This window comes from Dyella humi (genome assembly GCF_044904605.1).
Classification (GTDB): Bacteria; Pseudomonadota; Gammaproteobacteria; order Xanthomonadales; family Rhodanobacteraceae; genus Dyella_B; species Dyella_B humi.
Genome location: NZ_JADIKI010000022.1, coordinates 1,080,479 through 1,098,476, shown reverse-complemented (window position 1 = coordinate 1,098,476; position 17,998 = coordinate 1,080,479). Strand labels below are relative to the sequence as shown.

Sequence of the window (17,998 nt, the reverse complement as noted above, 5' to 3'; positions counted from 1 at the left end):
CGTCACGGAAATAAAATTTCCAAGGAGAATTTTTGGAGTGTCTCAAGCCACGAGACAGAACCCTGTCAGACATGTCCTACGCAGGAATAGGCCTGTGACAGTGGGGAATCAAATGGCAAGAGACGTCAGTGGCATCAATGTCAGTGGTGATGGCGTGGCCATCGGTACCGGCAATACGGTGGTGGTTCAAAAGAACCGCATTACGAACAACAACGGTGGTCACAGGAATTCGGAAAGCGAGGTACATCCCCTTGCTTATGGAATCGTCGGAGTCATCGTTCTAGTCATCGCAACTTACTTTTTTACGAAGTATGCCAACGAGTTTTACGCAGGCGCGATGATTCTGGCTGGGCTAGGCACCATTTTTCCCTTGGTGTCGGTGGCGCTCCAGCTTCTGTACAAGCAACCCATTGAGCGGCCTTGGCAAGAGTCAGGAACCTTCACCCTGTCTGGTGTGCTGACTGCCTTCACTTACAACACTTGGCAACACTACCCAGAAAGGCTTGCTGAGATTGTCAGCCAGGCCGATGGTCCACATACATTCTGGTGTGCCTTGAATGCTTATGGTGAGTCTGTCTCATCAGAGAACCTTATTGCGGCGCTAGGCATGGTCTTCTCCTTGCTTCTTTTGATGCCGCACTCATTCCGCTCCATCTCGCAGTACTTCCTCGATAGCGACAACTCCATCCAGCAATGGCTGGGCAAGACCTCATCAAGTGGCAAGCTCGTCGGCGCAGCCATCTTCATGGGGCTGACCTGGGCGATGCTGACCTTTGCAGGGCCGCAGGTTCAATCGTTCATGACGAGCATTCGCCCAGCCATCTGCCACGGAAACTGATGAGTCACATCCATCCTATCCACTGCCGATGCGATAAGTTTCAATGCAAAACGCCACCAAATTCGGTGGCGTTTTCTTGAACGCTTAGCGTTACTACTTTTGCCTCTGCTTTGAGCGTCGTGTTCGGAGAACACTAAGACGCGCTCTCACCCTCTTGACTGGCCTTAACTATCTGTTATCTATTTAAATAGAAAAATCTAATCCGGATATATTTATGAATGATCAAGACACTAAACTGATGTTAAGAATAATATCGTCACTAACCATTCTTATGAGCATCGGGTGCCTCGTGATGGCCATATATAGCGGAACAGGGCACTGATTTACTTCCAACACAGCCATGTAGATAAATGGCATTTTTTGAAAAGTAAAAGACGGCGATCCCTGAAACCATAAGCAAGCAAACGGAAAGCGCAACTTCAAAACCACGAACGGCCTTTGATACCCCAACACTTGGACGCCTAATAACCATAAAAAATAATGTCATGGCCATCAATAAGACGACAGCTGCAACGCACGCCCAAGTCGTGAGAAACGAATCCGTATGATCTGCAATGTAAATAGCAAAACTAACGACCAATGCAAAGCCCGACGCCCAAAACATTGACCTTTCAATATCCTTGTAAAACAAGCCAATACCACCGCATATTCCGGCAATCGATGGCAGTATGTAGCATGCAAACTCCATCCCATCGCGCCTCTCATCTCCGAAAAAATAATAAATAACTACGGTTGCGAGAGATGCCATAATGAAGCCGACAAAGAAAAATAAAGACACCCCTCGGCCCGTCTTCCTGGCAGCAGGGAGGCCCGCGTCATCCTTTGGCTGTGACTTAACTCGAATTCGAGCTTTTAAGTCGATATCACCGTTGTCATATTTATCAACGCCGACTCTCATCGAATAGGAAGCCGATGAGCTAGTCAGCACATTAAAGGTTTTTATCATCCAACGAATGATTTGGGTCCTTGGGTAGTAAGCCTTCACATGTCCTCCATTAACAAGTTCATGAATCGTATTAGATTGCGAACAGCAACCCTATTTCCCCACAAATCGAAGGTCGTCCTGCAAACCATTTTCCGCCGCCCACTCCTTCGCCTTCTTGTTAAGCACCACCACATAGGCATCGTCCTTCAATTCGTCCTTGGTGAACGGCTCAACCTGTTCAGAAGAGAGAAGCTCTTTGAGCAAGCCTTCAACCCTAGAACTGACTTGTGAGTCTTCCTTCACCGCCATATAGGCAGCAATAGGTTTGTCCTTGGTCTCTTCGCCGTATCCGAGGTACCTCTCAAAATCCAAAATGCTTACACGATGCCTAACCGTCACCCCCGACTTTCGGGCTTTTTCCACGGCTTCATGGATGCGCTCATTTTGCGTCCACATCCCATTCTTACTTCCGTCGCTCTTGAAAGGTGGGTCGCAGTCATGAACAACGCCAAAGTCGATTTTGAAGTGCTCCAGCATTGAAATCAGTGCAGGCAAGATTGCTTTACCCCTAGCACGGACAACCGTCACAATGGCCGCTAACTCATGTTGCTTTTCAACGATGGCCGCAATGAACGCAGCATGCTCGGTATCCCCTTCTACGAGAACTGGATACGAACCAAAGAAAATTTCAGCAAGACTTGGGTCGAGGTGCTGCATTGCCTGAAGGCGCTGCTTGTCGTCCCCCTCAAACGTAATGTCATCTGAGCGATAAGTCTTGGGCCCTACCGCCCCTTTCTTATCATCCCTCTCTAAACGCACAATGGTTGTGTGGTCTTCGAAAGGATTGATGAAATATGGCGAGTGCGTCGTCATCATCACCTGCCAATCTGGGCTCTCAGCCAATTTGTACAGATGCTTCTGAGCGGCCCTGGCGGCCATGGGATGAAGAGCATTCTCTGGTTCATCAATCAACAGAAGATAACCAGGCAAAGCAGGGTCGTCAGCATCTACAGGTATAGGACCACCCTCATCCAATGCAGCAAGCTGTGCCTTGAGTGCATTCAATGCGTCCTCATCAACACCTTGCTTGCCTTTTGGCTTTTCCGCCTTCTTGATATCCGCTTCAAGCTGTTTTCTATACTTATCTCGACTTTCTTTAGTCCGTGTAAGTTCATTGTGTACTTGAAGCATCGCCCAGAAGAGAGCTCGACGCGCTCCTGTTCCCTGTTGAACAATTGAGGTGTCAGCCCCACCGTCCTTTACCCTCAACCCAGATTCGACTTTGGGTTGGACTGGTATAGGCGTGACGTTAAGCCGCACATCCATTGTCGGAAATACACCCTGGAACCCTGCCGTGACTTTTTGAGCTATCTCGTTGAACTGTTTTTCGTGGGCCGTGCTGAGCTGCGCGATGTTGTCCAAAACAGAGCCGAGAGCGCCTGAGAGCTGAGATCCAGTCCGAAGCCTCTCCTCTTCAATCAACCTTTGAAGAGGTGCCAAAGCCAAAGCGACTAGGCTCTTCTCTGTGGATTCGGCATCCTGAAGTGAACCAATGCGCAAAGGCCGGGGCAATCTAGACTTAAATACATTGTCAGCACCACCAGCATTTTCGTCAGACCAATCGCCCTTTTCTGGGTCCCAGGTCATACGAACTTTTTCATAACTAGGCGGCGCCCATTGCCACCGACTTCGGACAATCAAAAGATCGCCTTCTATCCTCTTCCATTTTTCGTCGACGTTGCCAATACCCGTCGGGATATGAACGTCCAATTCGATTTCGCACGGAGCCTCATCGGGAGCGGCCTGGCATCTGTCCCTATCAAGGACGAAGCTTTCGGCCCCCTGTGCCAGACAATAGGCTCTTAAGATGGTTGATTTCCCTGAATTGTTTTTTCCAACCAGACAGACAATGTTGTCAAGTTCAACAGTTAGACTGTCATTGCCGATGCAGCCAATATTCCTAACAGCAATGCGAACCAGCTTCGAAGTGTTCGGCATACCACGCCCCCTTTTCCACTTTTAGCCGCGACCAATCCCATAAGAAAATGAAACCATCACTTCTTATGTTGTGCATAAACCGCCAACTGCCACTTGATGGGCCCTAATCCAGCAGCGTGTGGATGATGACCTTGTGGCGGAAGAACGTGGCCTTGCGCGATGCCAATTTCACTACCACAGGTAATACATTTGTAAATTCCAGCATACGGGGCTTGAACTCCAGGTTCATGCGTTGCATCAAAAGCCTTGTCGTCGTTCTTCTCTACGTAATTTGCATTCTTGTATAGCGCCATGAACTTTCCCTCTTCTTTGAGATGAAGTGTCAAACGACATGTTTTCGGTTAAGTTGAAGCACTAGAGCTCTCCTTCCTGTTCAATCAGTGGAATGCTGTCACTTCCAGCAACAGGTTTAAGTTCTTCTGGCAAGGCTTTTCTACCTCTAACCCCTGCTTCCACTAGGCGTTTACCTCGCGACATCACGGACTGGGGCGACTCACTCAAGCGATTCTTTGCAGTCGCGTACGCCTCTCCAGCTTGCTTGAGGCGGTTCTCGATTGACTCGAAGTCGACAAGAAATGAAACAAGAGAATCCATCAATTTCCCTGCTTCCGTCCCAATGATGTCGACCTGCTTCTGGAGCTTGTCTCGCGTCCAAAGCCTCTCTACAACTCGAAGTATGGCCATCAACGTATTGGGAGAAGCGAAAACAATTTTTTTGGAAAACGCTTCCAATTGCAGATCCGGATTGATGGTCAAAGCAGCCGAGAGCGCACCCTCTATAGGAACGAAAAGAACCGTCGTATCTAGAGCATCTTTACCGAGGATTTTTGGATAATTCTTTTCCGATAGGTCGCGGACATGCTGACGAAGCGCCACCACATGACGGGAAAGCGCATCTTGTTGTGCTTCAACCGTTTCCGCATTTTGCGCCTCAGCCCATGCAACCAGATTGACCTTGGAATCAACAACCAACCGCCTTCCATCTGGGAAATTGATAGTGATGTCTGGGCGTCCCCGCTCCCCCGTCTCTTCATCGGAAGATTGGGTTTGCCTGTCGTAATCCCTGCCCTCTTCCAAACCCGATGCCTTTAAAACAGTGTCCAGAATGAGTTCGCCCCAATCCCCTCGCGCTTTGGCATTCCCTTTTAACGCCTTAGTTAAAGCGCCAGTGGCATCCGCCATATTTTGGTTGAGGGTCTTAAGCTCGCCAATCGTGCCAACCAAGGTGGCACGCTCCTTGACCTGCTCGGTGGTGAACTGCTCAATTTTCGTTTGGAAAATACCGACCTTCTCAGAGAATGGTTTGAGTGTTTCCTCAAACCCCTTTTTGGAGACTTCAGAGGAATCCTTGATGCGCTGATCCAGCGCAATGGCTTTTTCATCAAAGACCTTGCTGGCCGCCTCAGTAAAAGCCGTTCGAAGATGCACTTCCGCATCCTTCAAGAACTTCTTCGTTTCTTCCAGTGAAGACATTGCAGCATCCCGTTCAGCCGCAGCCTTCGCATGCTCCTCACCGAGCTTCTTGAAATCAACGTTAAGCTTTTTCACGTCTTCCAGCGCGCCATCACGCTCACCCTTAACTTGACTCAGTTGAGTTCGAACTGTTTCAAGTGTTGCATCTGAGGTCGCCAACTTTCGCCTGAGCGAATCTTCACTGGACTTCGACTCTGAGTAGAGGGACTCGTATTTCTCCGCCGCTTGAACCGCCTGATCGTGTAATTTTTTATTTTCGTCGGCTTGCGCCTTCACGGTCGCCTCTCTTACGGCACCATCCTTTACGGACTGCAACAGTTCGGTAACTTGAGACTCAGCACGACTTGCCCGCTCTAAGGCGTCAGGCAACCTAGCTGCTTCGACTTCTGCGTTTCTCAGTAAAACTTGGGTCGATGAAAGCTCACGTCTTGCCATCCAATTCAGGACGAACGCAACAATCACAACCAGCGCAAATAATAGCCATCCCCATACAGGCATACCTTCCATACCCCCTACAGGCCAACATCATTCAGACAACATATGGACATACGGGTCGCACGCGCCCAGACGCGCACAAAGTCAACGGCCCTTGACCAACAGACCGCTTAAGACCTCGGAAACCGAACTTATTTTCCAGACGGCAACGGCCAACCCTCCCCGATGTCCCCACCAAGGTGTTGGCATGCCTAAGTTGAATTTCCCCTATCACGCTCACAGCCCCCTGTATGCGTGTTTCGGTCACTTCTGACCGTGTCCTTAGATTGTCACCACCCGAGTCTTAAGTGAGACTCTCGTCACATAGTGGACCATTTCAAGATGTGAAGGGAATGTGATTCCTGGATTGCGATCTCAGGCTGTCAGGCAAGCCCTTCCTGACTTGGCCCCACTACAGCGAAGGCCTATAAATCGGCAAGAATTACCCTACAGATCAACAGGGGTATGCCATGGAAAAGGCCTGGGGGCCAAGCCATTGGGGGAAAACCTTCGCCAAGTCCGAGGACTGGGAACTCAGCTTCGTAGGCTCGGACCTTCGATTGGTGCAACAAGGTCGGGTGTCCTTGACCCCTATTGGGGAACTGGAACTGTTAGCGATTCCCGGTTTTTTCTGGGCCAAAGTGACCTTGGTTCAGAGCACCCGAGTCATCGCATCGTTGAACGGCATCCCTAACCGAAAGGCCATCGAACTCCAAAATGCATTTCGCAATGCCCTCGAAGAGCTCAGGCGGCATGAAGCCAACCTCGTAAGGATTCGTCGATTTGATGATGACCTCCCCTCCATACGGAAGTGGTCCAACGGCACTGCCAAAGAGATGATTTCGCTTCGTCGAGAGAGACGTTGGCATACCGAAGGACACATTCAAGCTTGGCAACAAAGCAAACCCACCCTTGACCTAGAGCTCTCCCATCCCGTTGTAGCCGAATATCTTTCTCGTAAAACAGAATTGGACAAGAAAGCCATCCAATTCTGGAAACAAGATGTTCGGAAGGTTGTCGAGCTACAAAACAAGCGACTTGTTGAGGAGGAGCTCAAGGCTTGTAAAGACTTCTTCGACCGGGTAGAGAAAACACCGCTTACTGAAGAACAATCGCGTGCGGTTCTCTGCTTTGACAATCGAGTCTTGGTCATTGCCTCAGCAGGGTCTGGCAAGACTTCTACCATGGTGGCCAAAGCGGGGTATGCCCTTCATCGCAACTTGTTCAAAGCATCCGAAATCCTTCTCTTGGCCTTCAATGCCGATGCTGCTGAAGAGCTTCAAACGCGCATTCAGGCAAGACTTTCTCCCCTAGGCTTACCCGCCGAAAGCATTCGAGCTAAGACCTTCCACGCTTTTGGTCTGGATGTCATCGGCAAGGCCACAGGCAAAAGGCCAACCCTTGCCCCTTGGCTTGAACGTGGCGACGACATTCGCCATTTGATTGAGCTCGTCGATGATTTAAAGGACAAAGACCTCAACTTCCGGATGCATTGGGATCTCTTCCGTATCGTTCTTGGGCGTGACTTGCCAGAGTTTGGAAAAGAGGAGGAAAACCCTGAAGACTGGAACAAAGAAACCAGCACTACAGGTTTCCGTACCTTAGACGGGAACGTAGTCAAAAGCCAAGGTGAGCGGCTAATTGCCGATTGGCTCTTCTACAACGGGGTGGACTATCAGTATGAAGCTCCCTACGTGGTAGACACCGCAGATTCCGAACACCGTCGCTACAAGCCCGACTTTTACTATCCAGCCACCAAGACCTATCACGAGCATTGGGCATTGGATCATCAAGGTCGACCACCTGAAACCTTCTACAACTATCTGGATGGCGTGCGTTGGAAAAAGGCGCTCCACCGCCAGCACGGCACAGACCTGATTGAAACCACCATGGCGGATTTGTGGTCAGGTCGTGCGTTCACAAATCTGGCTCAAGAGCTCACCAAACGTGGCATCAAACTTGATCCAAACCCAGATAGACCAGTTTCGGGGCGCCGGGTACTTGAAAATGAAGACCTGGCTCAAACATTCCGCACCTTCCTCACACATGCCAAAAGTAATCGGCTTTCCGATGAAGACTTAAGGCAAAGGTTAGAGCATGAGTCGGTAGGTGCATTCCACTATCGCCACGCCCTATTTCTTCAGCTCTTCAAACGCATCAGAGCGGCTTGGGAAGACGACCTTCGTCGCCACGACGCCATCGACTTTGAGGACATGTTGAATCTCTCCGCTGATGCAATCGAGTCGGGTTACGATCCTGGCTATAAATTAGTTATGGTGGATGAGTTTCAAGATGCCAGTCGCGCTCGCGCTAGGCTGGCTCACGCATTAGTAAAGAAGCCAGGACGCCACTTGTTTGCAGTCGGAGATGACTGGCAAAGCATCAACCGCTTCGCAGGTGCCGACCTCTCTGTCATGACCGACTTTGAGAAGTGGTTCGGAAAGGGTCATACCCTTCGGCTGGAACGCACTTTCAGATGCCCTCAATCCATCTGCGACATCTCCAGCCGCTTTGTGCAGGTCAACCCTGTGCAGCTCAAGAAAAGGGTTGTTTCAACCACGCCAGCAGTTGGACCTGCTGTCCAGGCTATCGAGGTTGCGACCGATGACCATATTGCGGGCGCTCTACTGACGCTTTGGCGGCGCATTAGCCAAGGTATCGACTCGGGTGCGGTTCCGCCCGGGAAAAACGGAAAGGTCAGCATCTATGTATTGGGGCGTTACCAAAGAGACCGCGCCTTCTTGCCTAACTGGACAAGCTTATCCAACCACATCGAAGTCGAATTCCATACGGTCCATGGCTCCAAAGGTCTGGAGGCAGATTACGTTTTCCTCCCTCGATTCGTATCTGGTTATTACAGCTTCCCCAGCACAATCGAGGATGACCCTGTACTCCAGCTTGCCAAACCTTCAGGGGATGAGTATCCCTTTGCTGAAGAGCGCCGTCTATTTTATGTGGCACTGACACGCGCCAGACGTGGCATCACCATTCTGAGCCTTCAACACCGCCACTCCCCTTTCTTAGTTGAACTGACCAAGACCATGGGGCTCGAAGTGACCAGTGTTGACGGAGAACCTGGCCATACAACGCCATGCCCTGATCCGAAATGCAATGGTTCACTCGTACCAAGAAAAGGTAAATATGGGATGTTCTTGGGATGCACGAACTATCCAACATGTCAAAAAAAAGCCAAAATCTCCAACCGATAAGACGAACTTCAACCATGGAAGATTCTCGTTTCGATCCTACACGCCTCATTGAGCTGGTGACGAAGGGCACCATTTCTCTCGATGGCGCCATGTCCCCACAAACACAACAACTTTTAAAACAATTCAAAACTTCGTCCGTTGATATGACCCTTTGGTGGGCCTTGACTCCACAATCGTGGTCATGCCCTGCTTGCGGTAGAACAAAGCCTGAAATCGTTCGCCTAAACAAAAATGGCGCACTGATGTGCAGGCTCGTTGAACATCACGACCATATGGCAGATGTTCTGGAAAAGCGGTTTCGAATTCACTCTACGTCTAGAGATAGCATCATTGCTGACGATCTGGCCGAAGAATTTGCCAAGCGCTCGGCCCCAATGGTCTCGTCCTACGACAACTCAATCATTTGCAACGACTGCAACAATGCAGATCCCGATGCAAAATCCGTCATTGGTGCCCCGGACGACTTCTCATTCTCCCCAACGGAAATTCGAAGTTTTATCAAAGCGCTCCCTAACAAACCACACGCTATCAATACCGACGAGGCAAGGCTCGCGTGGGAAGCCTGCAAGCCTAGCTATGACCTAAGGATGAAGGTTATAGATAGGATCGCAAATATCGCCGCCAGCAATGAACACTGGTTCCAACGAGGTCTCAAAGAAGCACAACCACAACGAGTTGAACGAACGGCGCGAGCCCTCGCCAGACACTTCAATTACATGGGTACTCTGGATGTTCTGTGCGGAAGAAGTGAGCCTTCATTGCAAAATACCGCATCATGGAGGCAGACTCGCCATCCTTCCCCAAAAATCTGGCCAACCATGCGTGAAATAGAACACGTCGCCAAGGTATCCAATAAGTCCAAGTGGGGGAATGTTCCTGACAATTGGACCTGTCCAGGATGTCATCGTTACAAAGCGCACACTGTGCGAAAGCGGTCAAAAGACAATAACTGGATATTTCCATTGGAAAAGCTCTGTTTTTATTCTGAAGACAGGTATGAAAGGCAAAGAAGTACGTATGTATGCGCGGACTGTTCTGACACAGCAAAATTCGTCGGAAAAGAAGCCGTTTCCTTGGCAGGAACAAAACATGACACTTACGCCAACCATGTAAAAATCAGTGAAATCACGGAAATCGTTCTACCTCAGAAGCACGGTCGCCACAATTACAAACAGGACGCCATTGAAGGTGTCTTAGGAAGGATCTCCTTACGCTTAAAGATAGATGAGGATGATGAAAATGAGTCAATCGAGGATGACTGACACGCATCTCTCTCTGACGTACCGCGCCGAAAAGATCAAAGAGGCTTTTTTCTCGAAGACCTTCCATCTCCTTCGCCATCCTTCTTGCCTTCTACTTCCGGGATGGCTTTCTGCAATCGTTGCTTCAGTTTTCTTGCTTGAGCTGCCTCAAGCCCATCTCTCTTTTCATCGTTCAAAGGCTCATATAGATTCAAGATGCTATCATCCACCTGATCGACCATCGCATCGAAAATGATGTCTTCGACTTCTCCAACACAAGTGATTTGGTTGACGAGAAGTGGCCTACCTTGCTTGTACATTCCCAAATCAGTTCTGGCGTCAAAGGGGCTTGCGCCCAACTCCAAAAGCTTCTTTACCATCGCAGTCGGCACCTTCCCCCATAGAGCACACGCCAAGATCGACTGTCCGCCTCTGCTCCAAGCAGAGACGTCTTTGGCCCTTTCCAAACGCGTATTCATCTCTACTACGACACTCTTATCGTAATGCGATGCGAAGAAGTAGTATTCCAAAACAACACACACGTATTCTTCGTCAGAAAGATTCTCCAACGACACCTTGTAGGGACTCGCTCCCTTCTCACGAAAGAAAGAAACGAGATCAAGAAGCTTTTGGGAGGGCGATGACTCATAGTGATCCTGCAACATTGTGTTCAACGCAGTATCGAGCGCAAATTGGGAACGATCACGCGTCTCATCAGCAAGCCTGTAATCCTCCCAAAACGTCTGCCAGTCCATCCCCTGCGCCCATTGAGCGAGTGAACCATCTCTCAACCATCCATAGAGCTTATCGATATCCACAGGTTGTTTCTCAAATACCTCAAATAGTTCTCTCGCCATAACCGCCCCGTGTGTGTCGATGAACTCTCGACCTAAGATAGTTGATCGCATATATCGGTATTGCAGATACGCCCCATACGAACTCCACCCCTGGTTCATCCTGAAGACGGTTGATGCGACCAAGCTCATCAATGACCGCTACCGTCATTCGAAGCCCCATTTCGTCCTTAAAATCAAGCACAAAAGTCTCATCATCCAAGAGAAACACATGGCAGATCCAGGCAACAGGTGTTGCCTTCTGCCCCTTTACATAGCCCTTGGACGGAAACGTAATGGTGGCCATTCCCCCTCTCCCGTGGTGGTGGAGACATCGTGCCCCATTTGGATAGAAGACGCGGGAGTCGAACCCGCGTCCGAAGGCGCTTGGGTGGCAATGAGGTCATCCAACGGCCAGCAAAGCCATCGACGGTGTTGGACGCAGGTTCGATTCCTATCGAGGGAATCGAACTGCCCCTAACGAAGCCTTTTGAGGCAGTCCAAAACCTTGCTGATTCCCACGAATCTGGATCATCGGGGTTCATCTCAGCATGGAGATACCTTGCTATGATGATGCACCCAAGTGGGGCATTGAATTTTTGCCGTCAGGTCTATAAGAAATCCAGAATTTTTATAGACTTAGATTGTGGATGAGGGGGCCGATTTCGCCATCCCGCCACCTCCACCAAAAGCCAAACGCCCGGCAATGTTCTTGCCGGGCGTTTTTTATTGGGAAATCTGCGTTGTCGCCCACGACATCAATCGGCTCGCGTAATCAAGAATAAGTCAACATCGTATCGCTTCTCCCCCCACATCGCGCATGTACGCGCACGAATGACTTTAGAGTCGGCGTGCTCGCCGCCGGTGGGTAAGCAACTGACTCTTGCGCCGTAAGCAAGCAGCGACATTTCTTTGGTGATTGGCAATATGCTTACACGTCTTGTCGGCGTTACCCTACATAGCGATCGGCGCAATGACTTGCAGAATAGGCGCGGGACGAAAACAGACTGCTTTGGCAGCAGCCTCTAAAAGCCGGTTTTGTTCAAACAGATATTCCAGGGGCATATGTGAGAAGGGAATCTTTAAAGAACGCTCCTGCTTGTCCCGGAGAAAGCATCCTTGCAACTCCGGCAGCCATTTTCCTCTCTGAATTTATGAAGCGTGGTCGGCATACTCAGCCACCATGGTTGTTCAATTGTCTGTCGTTCTTTTAGAAGCAAGATTTTTAGACCACCACTAGCACAAGGAGTGTTTCATGCTTAAGAAGATGAAAATGCAGGCAATTTTTCTCGCATGCATTATTGCGGCAAGCTCGCTTCAGCAGGTCTTTGCTCAAACCGGAACCAGCGCTGGGACAATCACATCGATCGCCACCGGATGGAATGCCGACGCCTTTGGGGTAAACACGACAGCGCCAATGGTCAATCCGGCTGGCTGCCCGTCAGTCAACAATTATCAAGCGATCTCAACCAACCCAGGATACAGTACCCATTATGCTGCGCTCCTGACTGCTTACTCTACGGGATCACAAGTATCCTTTATTATTTCGAACACCACCTGCACACAGGGCAACCCTTCAGTCATTGGTGTGATTATTCGCCCTGCCTCTTAATTTTAAAGACGGGTTGCATTTAAGCCAGGGGCATCTCAAGCGATATGTTCTGGTCGCTGCGCGCGGCTGGGAACAGTGGGGCGCAGTGCATTGCCGCACCAAAGTCACTTTGGCGCGGCAGTCGCGGGTGCTCTTAATACAGCTTGCCGATTAACAGCCTTCCCAAAAGGAAGTTTCGGTGACCCTTCGCAGCCGGTGCCCACATTGACAGGTGCCTATACAGCAGGAAGGTATTCAAGTGAATAAATTGCGAAGCTGCGCTGCAGCCACTCTGTTGCTAACAGTGCTTGCGGGACTTTCATTACCCGCAGCCGCACAAGACGGCCCGCCAGGCCCATTTAGTACAACCACAACACTCTCGGTATCTGGCAAACCCTCCCGTGGAGCGACGATTACACTAACTGTCACTGTCTCGGGAGATCAATTTGTCTTCAATAACAGTGCGGCCATTTGCAATACGTATCAACCTAACAGTATTGCGATCTACAACGGCAACACGCCAATTGCCAGCACTCAACTGTTCACCGGAAACGCAGCTGCTACTGTTAGTCAGTATGCGATTTATGTAAACGACGGCACCTGTGTTTATGAAGACGAGTTTTGGACTACCGCTACTAGCTATACGACGACATATAAAATTCCTCAGAACGCTTCAAGCGTGAACTTGCATGCTGCTTTCGTCCCTGCGAGTAGCGGCTCGTTTTCGCTTGCATCACAGTCGCCAACGCTTACCTACCGGTTCGCTAATGCTGTACCGGCTGTGGTCAATCTGCTTTTCAAAAACTGACCGCTGTGTTTCGGTAGCGCAACGTCGTCTCATTTCCATAGGCCCCTTTGATAGGGGCCTATTTGTCTCCAAGTACAAGTTGGCCGCACGCTAGGATTGAGTGGCGGGCTTACGAATTCGGTTTGGGCTTGGTACCGCGAACTTTCGCCCTTTGCAAAAGCTTTTCGCGCACAAATTGCTCAACCTCCTCTACAGCTTTTTTCATCTCTACGGTGTGGGGGTTATCGTCACCCTCAGCGCCATCGGACATGATCTCCTGTTCATAATCGTAGAGCTGGCTGTCGAACTTGCGAACGGATTGCTCAAGCCTTTCAGGTGATCCCGATGAGGCGTAGATGTTCAACGTGACTTCCATGGCCGTCTGCAATTTGCGACAACACACAAGTACGTGCCTGATGCGTGTCACAACTTCGGGCCCCCAAAGCGCTTCCGCCTCGCAGTTCAACGTCTGCAACTCTACGCAACTCTCCTGCACCGGTTTAAATCGGTTGTTGAACATGTGCATATAGGCATCATGTTTTTCTTGCCCTGTGGCGTTTGGGTCGAAACCTTTGGGAAATTCCCCGGGCATAACCACCGGACGGCGTGCAGCTGCGTACCAGTCGCGGGTGCGAAACACAACCGTCAAAAGGCGTCGCGCAAGTTCGAAGTCAGCCTTTCCTAACTCCACCTCTCGCCATGTCGAAAAAGCACGGCACGCCAGAATGACAATGACGACCGTAGCCAACGCGACAACCAGATCGAGTACAAACGTCATCGTACCCGGCCAATCAATCACACAACTAACGGCTGGCATGCTTCCCCCCTTCCGGTGCTTTGGGTTCGAGCGACTGAGGTTAGCTTAGACGAACAAGAGCAAAAAAAAGGGTAAATAAAGGAGTTAAAAAAGAGATGAAGGTGCTTTTTGGAGAATATCCAAAGTGAGTACCCTCCTCCTCCCTTTTGGTTCAACAGGCTCGTCAGATCCAGTATCCCAATACAAGGCGGTCGGCTTGCCAGGAATTCCCCTAGGGCAAAACCGAATAGCCGGTGAGGTGGACATACGCCCCGCCCTCTTTGGCATTTTCAGTCCCCGGCATAAAGCGGATCGTATGATGGCCCGGTTTGGGCCAACGCCACGCGAACAAAACGGCGTTTGGCACGCGCCGGCCGGTGCTGGATTTGTTTTGCCAGATGCCGGTTTGGTCGAACGTTTCGACACCGTCGACGACGACGCGCGCGTGTCCGGGTTCGCAGCAGTTGTCGCCGATCGTGCCGATCAACGCGATAGCCGAACCATCGAATGTAATCGGCTCGGAATTCAGCGTGATATCGCGTGCGATGACGTGCGTGTCCGTCCACTCATTGGTCGTTGAAACCGTCGTATTCGGCGCGACTGCCGCCGCTGCGACCTCCAGTGCGAAGCCACCGTTGCTTTGCCACACGCTGGTAAGTGCGGTGGGAGCCGGCCCATCGAAGAAACGTCCGAACGTACCGTCCTGTGCGCGAGTCGACCATGCTGCCGCTGCATTGCGTAACAACCACTGCTGTGCTGTCTGGACATGGCGTTCGGTGGCGAGTTCGTAGAATGCTTCAACCAAGGGCTCGACAATATCGTTTTCGGCTTGAAGGTCCGCAAAAATGCCACGCGCGTCGGAGAGGTGTTCGTCGACCGCCCGCGCCGTGGCGAGCGATTCTTGTAGATACGCTTCATTGTGCGTGGCGTGATAGAGATGCAATCCACTCCAGATCATGTCGCCGTTTACCGAGGCGAAAAAGCGATGCGGTACCTGTTCGCACGTCGTGCCGTTGTCGAAGACATATACGCTGTAGAGCGACACTTTCGGGTCGAGAAAATATTTGCGTATCGACGCATAACGTGTTGACGCCGCCGTGAGGTAACGTTGCTCGTGCGTGGTCTCATAAAGCAGGAGCGCTGCCTTCACCCCATTCGCATCGGTTTCAAGGGTTTTGAGGTGATTGGTTCCACCGTCGGCGAGTTGATAGTTGATCGCCGGGCACGCGCCGCGTGCAAAGACTTGTGCATGCTCCACAAAGTCGAAGGCTGCACGCGCTTTTTGCAATGCAATAGGATCGTGCGTGATTTCGTATTCGCGCGACGCCGCGATCGAATCCCACTCCGGAACGTCGCTCCACGAACTGCACGCCACACCCTCGGTGCAAGGAACGGGATAGGATGGCGCCGTTTTAACGAGCGCAGCCATGAGTGGCGCAACCTTCGGATCATTGGTCGTTTTCCAATGCAGCCAAAGCGTGTAGGTCATCGAGTCGACGCCCCAGTCCTGATTGGACGCATGACAATCCGCAGCGGCACATTCCCGCCACTTTCCGTCTCCGGTATAGAAGACACGCACCATGGTGTCGACCGCATCCGAGCCCGCTCGTTGAAAGGTCATGGGCGTGGACACGACTGCAAGCAAAGCCAGACCGGCTAGTAGCAATCTAGTCACAGGTATCCTCTATGCACTCGACAGGTTCGGTGCAAGATACCAAAACGACGCCAGGTTCACTTACCACTAGCCTGGCGCCATTTCTGAATCCATCTATTCCAGAGCAGCCTACTTGCTGTTCTTCTTCTTTTCCTGCTTTGCCGCTTTCTTTTCCTTCATGGTCTTTGCCGGCTTCTTTTTCTCGTTTTTCTTCGATTCCACACCTTTCATCTTGCTCTCCTGATCGTGGTCATTGACGGAGGCGATGTGCCTCTCTCTTTATTTCTTATTTTTCCGTTGCGGATCAGTTGTCGTTACCGCTCAATATCGAGCCCACGATGCCTCCGAGCAGACCGCCGCCCACGGTCGCCGACGCTGCTCGGCTGCCACTGCCGCCCTCGCCGGGTAGATATTCGGCAATCTTGTGCGCCAGGCGCGCGAGAGGTAGCGTCTGAAGCCACACTGTGCCGGGACCGGTAAGCGCAGCCAGGAAGATGCCGTCGCCGCCGAAGATCGCGTTCTTTATGCCGGGGACCGTGGTGATCTGAAAACTCACCGAGGCGTGGAACGCACCGACGTGGCCCGGGTGAACCCGCAAGGTCTCGCCGGGCGCCAGATCCTTCCGGATGAGTTCGCCGGACAATTCCAGCCACGCCGTGCCCGTGCCGCCGACTTTTTGCAGCATGAACCCATCGCCACCGAAAATACCGGCGCCCAATGACTGCTGGAAGCCCACGCCGATGGTGACTTGCGGGGTGGCGCAGAGAAAGCCATGCCGATGCACCATGTATTCGTTGCCGGGGCTTACCGGCACCGGCACGATGTGCCCGGGCACCTTGGTGGCAAAAGCGACCTCGCCAGGTGCCTGCATAGCGCGGTACTCGGTCATGAAGAAACTGCCGCCGCCAACCGCGCGCTTGAACATGCCCATCAGGCCCCCGCCGCCCCCAAACTGCGTATGCGTGGTCATTTGGATCGATGCGGTCATCCATGAAAGCTCACCGCTCTCGGCGAAGACGCTTTCGTCGCGATCAAGCTGCACTTCCAGTACGGGCATCACTGTGCCTTGGATGCGGGTCTGCATGGGGTGTTCTCCTGATGGTGGATGGTGGCCGGTACGTCACCCGGGCGACGGGGCATCGGGAGATCATCGGCCGTTCGGCAATGGCTTGCGGATATTACCCCTTGCGGACCCGGACGGAACGGGGCGGGGCAATCGAAATCGCAATGGCCTGCCCATCGAGAGTGGCTGTTTCCGCCCATGGAAACGCCAAGTCCAATCCGTCGCCCGGAAACCAGCGACGGGAATCTCTACCCCTTGTCGGTCCAGCTCCTCAAATCTCTTTTCACATAACCCGCTTCGTCATCCCAAACGTAAACCATCTTCTGCTCCGCCTTGCTTCTCGGCATTTCTGAAGCGTAGCCCCACTGAAAGTTACGGCTTGAAATAATCTGCTTCTTGCCGGTCCCTCTCTGTGTCGAATTTGCATATCCGCTTTCTTCGTCAGCCGTTACGAGGCCAGACCAACCGGCAAGCCTTGGTTTCAGGCCGGCGCTCTGCAGCAGCTTTGCAAATCGAAATATCAGGACACCCTCGTGGGAGTTGGTGAGTATATCCTCCGCACCCTTCGCCGTGTTGCAGACGACCAGGCACAGCTTATCCAGCGTATAGTTCACACCATTGCTCTTTACGTCGAGGATCTTGGTTTTAAAAGCACTGACAAAATCATGATCGTAGATGGCCGTTTGCAAATCGCCGCTATGAGCGACTATGTACATGCCAAGCACGTCCCCCTCGTTAAGATCGAGAGCACCCTTCCCCTCGCCTTCCACCAAATTTCCACTTCTCGAAAGATAGGCGAGCTCAACCTGCTTATTGAACTCAGTACGATTGGAATATTTATTATAAATGCCGTTCGCGCTTCTATTCACCTCATCGACACCGCGATTGCCACGAATTGCCACTATCAGGAGCTTTGGCGTTCTCATTGCGACATACCTCCCCTGGTTACTTGCTCGCTTCCAATGAAAAGCGCATTGGTTAAGAAGCGATGCAAGTTATGAAGTATCCCCACGTTTTTTTTCGTGATTGACCAAATGCACGGTTGTAAAGCGCCTCAGCGATGGCCGGAGTCCAATCAATACGCCATGCGCAGTACGCAAAATCGATGTTGAGTGC

Annotated in this window: 15 protein-coding genes; 5 read left to right on the top strand and 10 right to left on the bottom strand. The window is 51.4% G+C overall.

What is annotated here, in order from left to right; all coding sequences use genetic code 11:
- Nucleotides 1-112 precede the first annotated feature (112 nt).
- Entirely contained in the window at nucleotides 113-838 is a 726-nt protein-coding gene (locus ISP18_RS09795; RefSeq protein WP_380010168.1) for a hypothetical protein, read from the top strand.
- Nucleotides 839-1,097: 259 nt separating this feature from the next.
- Here the strand turns inward: ISP18_RS09795 and ISP18_RS09790 are convergent, their stop codons facing one another.
- From ISP18_RS09790 to rmuC, 4 genes are all read right to left on the bottom strand, one after another.
- Entirely contained in the window at nucleotides 1,098-1,823 is a 726-nt protein-coding gene (locus ISP18_RS09790) for a hypothetical protein (protein WP_380010165.1), read from the bottom strand.
- Between the two features lie 51 nt (nucleotides 1,824-1,874).
- Complete coding sequence (locus ISP18_RS09785) at nucleotides 1,875-3,761, bottom strand: ATP-dependent nuclease (RefSeq protein ID WP_380010163.1); 1,887 nt, start codon at nucleotides 3,759-3,761, stop codon at nucleotides 1,875-1,877.
- Nucleotides 3,762-3,817: 56 nt separating this feature from the next.
- Nucleotides 3,818-4,054, bottom strand: a complete 237-nt coding sequence (locus ISP18_RS09780) for a hypothetical protein (protein ID WP_380010160.1) — start codon at nucleotides 4,052-4,054, stop codon at nucleotides 3,818-3,820.
- Between the two features lie 61 nt (nucleotides 4,055-4,115).
- Nucleotides 4,116-5,741 carry a DNA recombination protein RmuC gene (rmuC, locus tag ISP18_RS09775; RefSeq protein WP_380010157.1) on the bottom strand — a complete coding sequence of 542 codons (1,626 nt, stop codon included), beginning with the start codon at nucleotides 5,739-5,741 and terminating at the stop codon, nucleotides 4,116-4,118.
- Nucleotides 5,742-6,178: 437 nt separating this feature from the next.
- Between rmuC and ISP18_RS09770 the strand changes: the two genes are divergently transcribed.
- The gene (locus tag ISP18_RS09770; RefSeq protein ID WP_380010154.1) at nucleotides 6,179-8,917 is read left to right on the top strand and encodes a UvrD-helicase domain-containing protein; all 2,739 of its coding nucleotides are present in this window, start codon (nucleotides 6,179-6,181) and stop codon (nucleotides 8,915-8,917) included.
- A gap of 14 nt (nucleotides 8,918-8,931) precedes the next feature.
- Nucleotides 8,932-10,179 (top strand): hypothetical protein, encoded by a 1,248-nt coding sequence (locus tag ISP18_RS09765; RefSeq protein WP_380010151.1) that lies wholly within the window; start codon nucleotides 8,932-8,934, stop codon nucleotides 10,177-10,179.
- A gap of 35 nt (nucleotides 10,180-10,214) precedes the next feature.
- Here ISP18_RS09765 and ISP18_RS09760 read toward each other — a convergent pair whose 3' ends face one another.
- Nucleotides 10,215-10,976, bottom strand: coding sequence for a hypothetical protein (locus tag ISP18_RS09760; protein WP_380010148.1), 762 nt, complete (start codon nucleotides 10,974-10,976; stop codon nucleotides 10,215-10,217).
- A 19-nt stretch (nucleotides 10,977-10,995) separates the two neighbouring features.
- Entirely contained in the window at nucleotides 10,996-11,298 is a 303-nt protein-coding gene (locus ISP18_RS09755) for a hypothetical protein (protein ID WP_380010145.1), read from the bottom strand.
- A gap of 948 nt (nucleotides 11,299-12,246) precedes the next feature.
- On the opposite strand from ISP18_RS09755, the gene ISP18_RS09750 reads away from it, so the two are divergent.
- Together ISP18_RS09750 and ISP18_RS09745 are read left to right on the top strand one after the other, a co-directional pair.
- Nucleotides 12,247-12,603, top strand: a complete 357-nt coding sequence (locus tag ISP18_RS09750; protein ID WP_380010142.1) for a hypothetical protein — start codon at nucleotides 12,247-12,249, stop codon at nucleotides 12,601-12,603.
- 238 nt (nucleotides 12,604-12,841) lie between these two features.
- Entirely contained in the window at nucleotides 12,842-13,390 is a 549-nt protein-coding gene (locus ISP18_RS09745; RefSeq protein ID WP_380010139.1) for a hypothetical protein, read from the top strand.
- A gap of 109 nt (nucleotides 13,391-13,499) precedes the next feature.
- Here ISP18_RS09745 and ISP18_RS09740 read toward each other — a convergent pair whose 3' ends face one another.
- The 4 genes from ISP18_RS09740 to ISP18_RS09725 all read right to left on the bottom strand — a co-directional run bounded on the left by ISP18_RS09740 (nucleotide 13,500) and on the right by ISP18_RS09725 (nucleotide 17,808).
- Entirely contained in the window at nucleotides 13,500-14,186 is a 687-nt protein-coding gene (locus ISP18_RS09740) for a hypothetical protein (RefSeq protein ID WP_380010136.1), read from the bottom strand.
- Between the two features lie 211 nt (nucleotides 14,187-14,397).
- The gene (locus tag ISP18_RS09735; RefSeq protein WP_380010133.1) at nucleotides 14,398-15,786 is read right to left on the bottom strand and encodes a glycoside hydrolase family 76 protein; all 1,389 of its coding nucleotides are present in this window, start codon (nucleotides 15,784-15,786) and stop codon (nucleotides 14,398-14,400) included.
- 337 nt (nucleotides 15,787-16,123) lie between these two features.
- Nucleotides 16,124-16,903 carry a TIGR00266 family protein gene (locus ISP18_RS09730; protein ID WP_380010130.1) on the bottom strand — a complete coding sequence of 260 codons (780 nt, stop codon included), beginning with the start codon at nucleotides 16,901-16,903 and terminating at the stop codon, nucleotides 16,124-16,126.
- A gap of 227 nt (nucleotides 16,904-17,130) precedes the next feature.
- Nucleotides 17,131-17,808, bottom strand: a complete 678-nt coding sequence (locus ISP18_RS09725) for a hypothetical protein (protein WP_380010127.1) — start codon at nucleotides 17,806-17,808, stop codon at nucleotides 17,131-17,133.
- Between the last annotated feature and the right edge of the window lie 190 nt (nucleotides 17,809-17,998).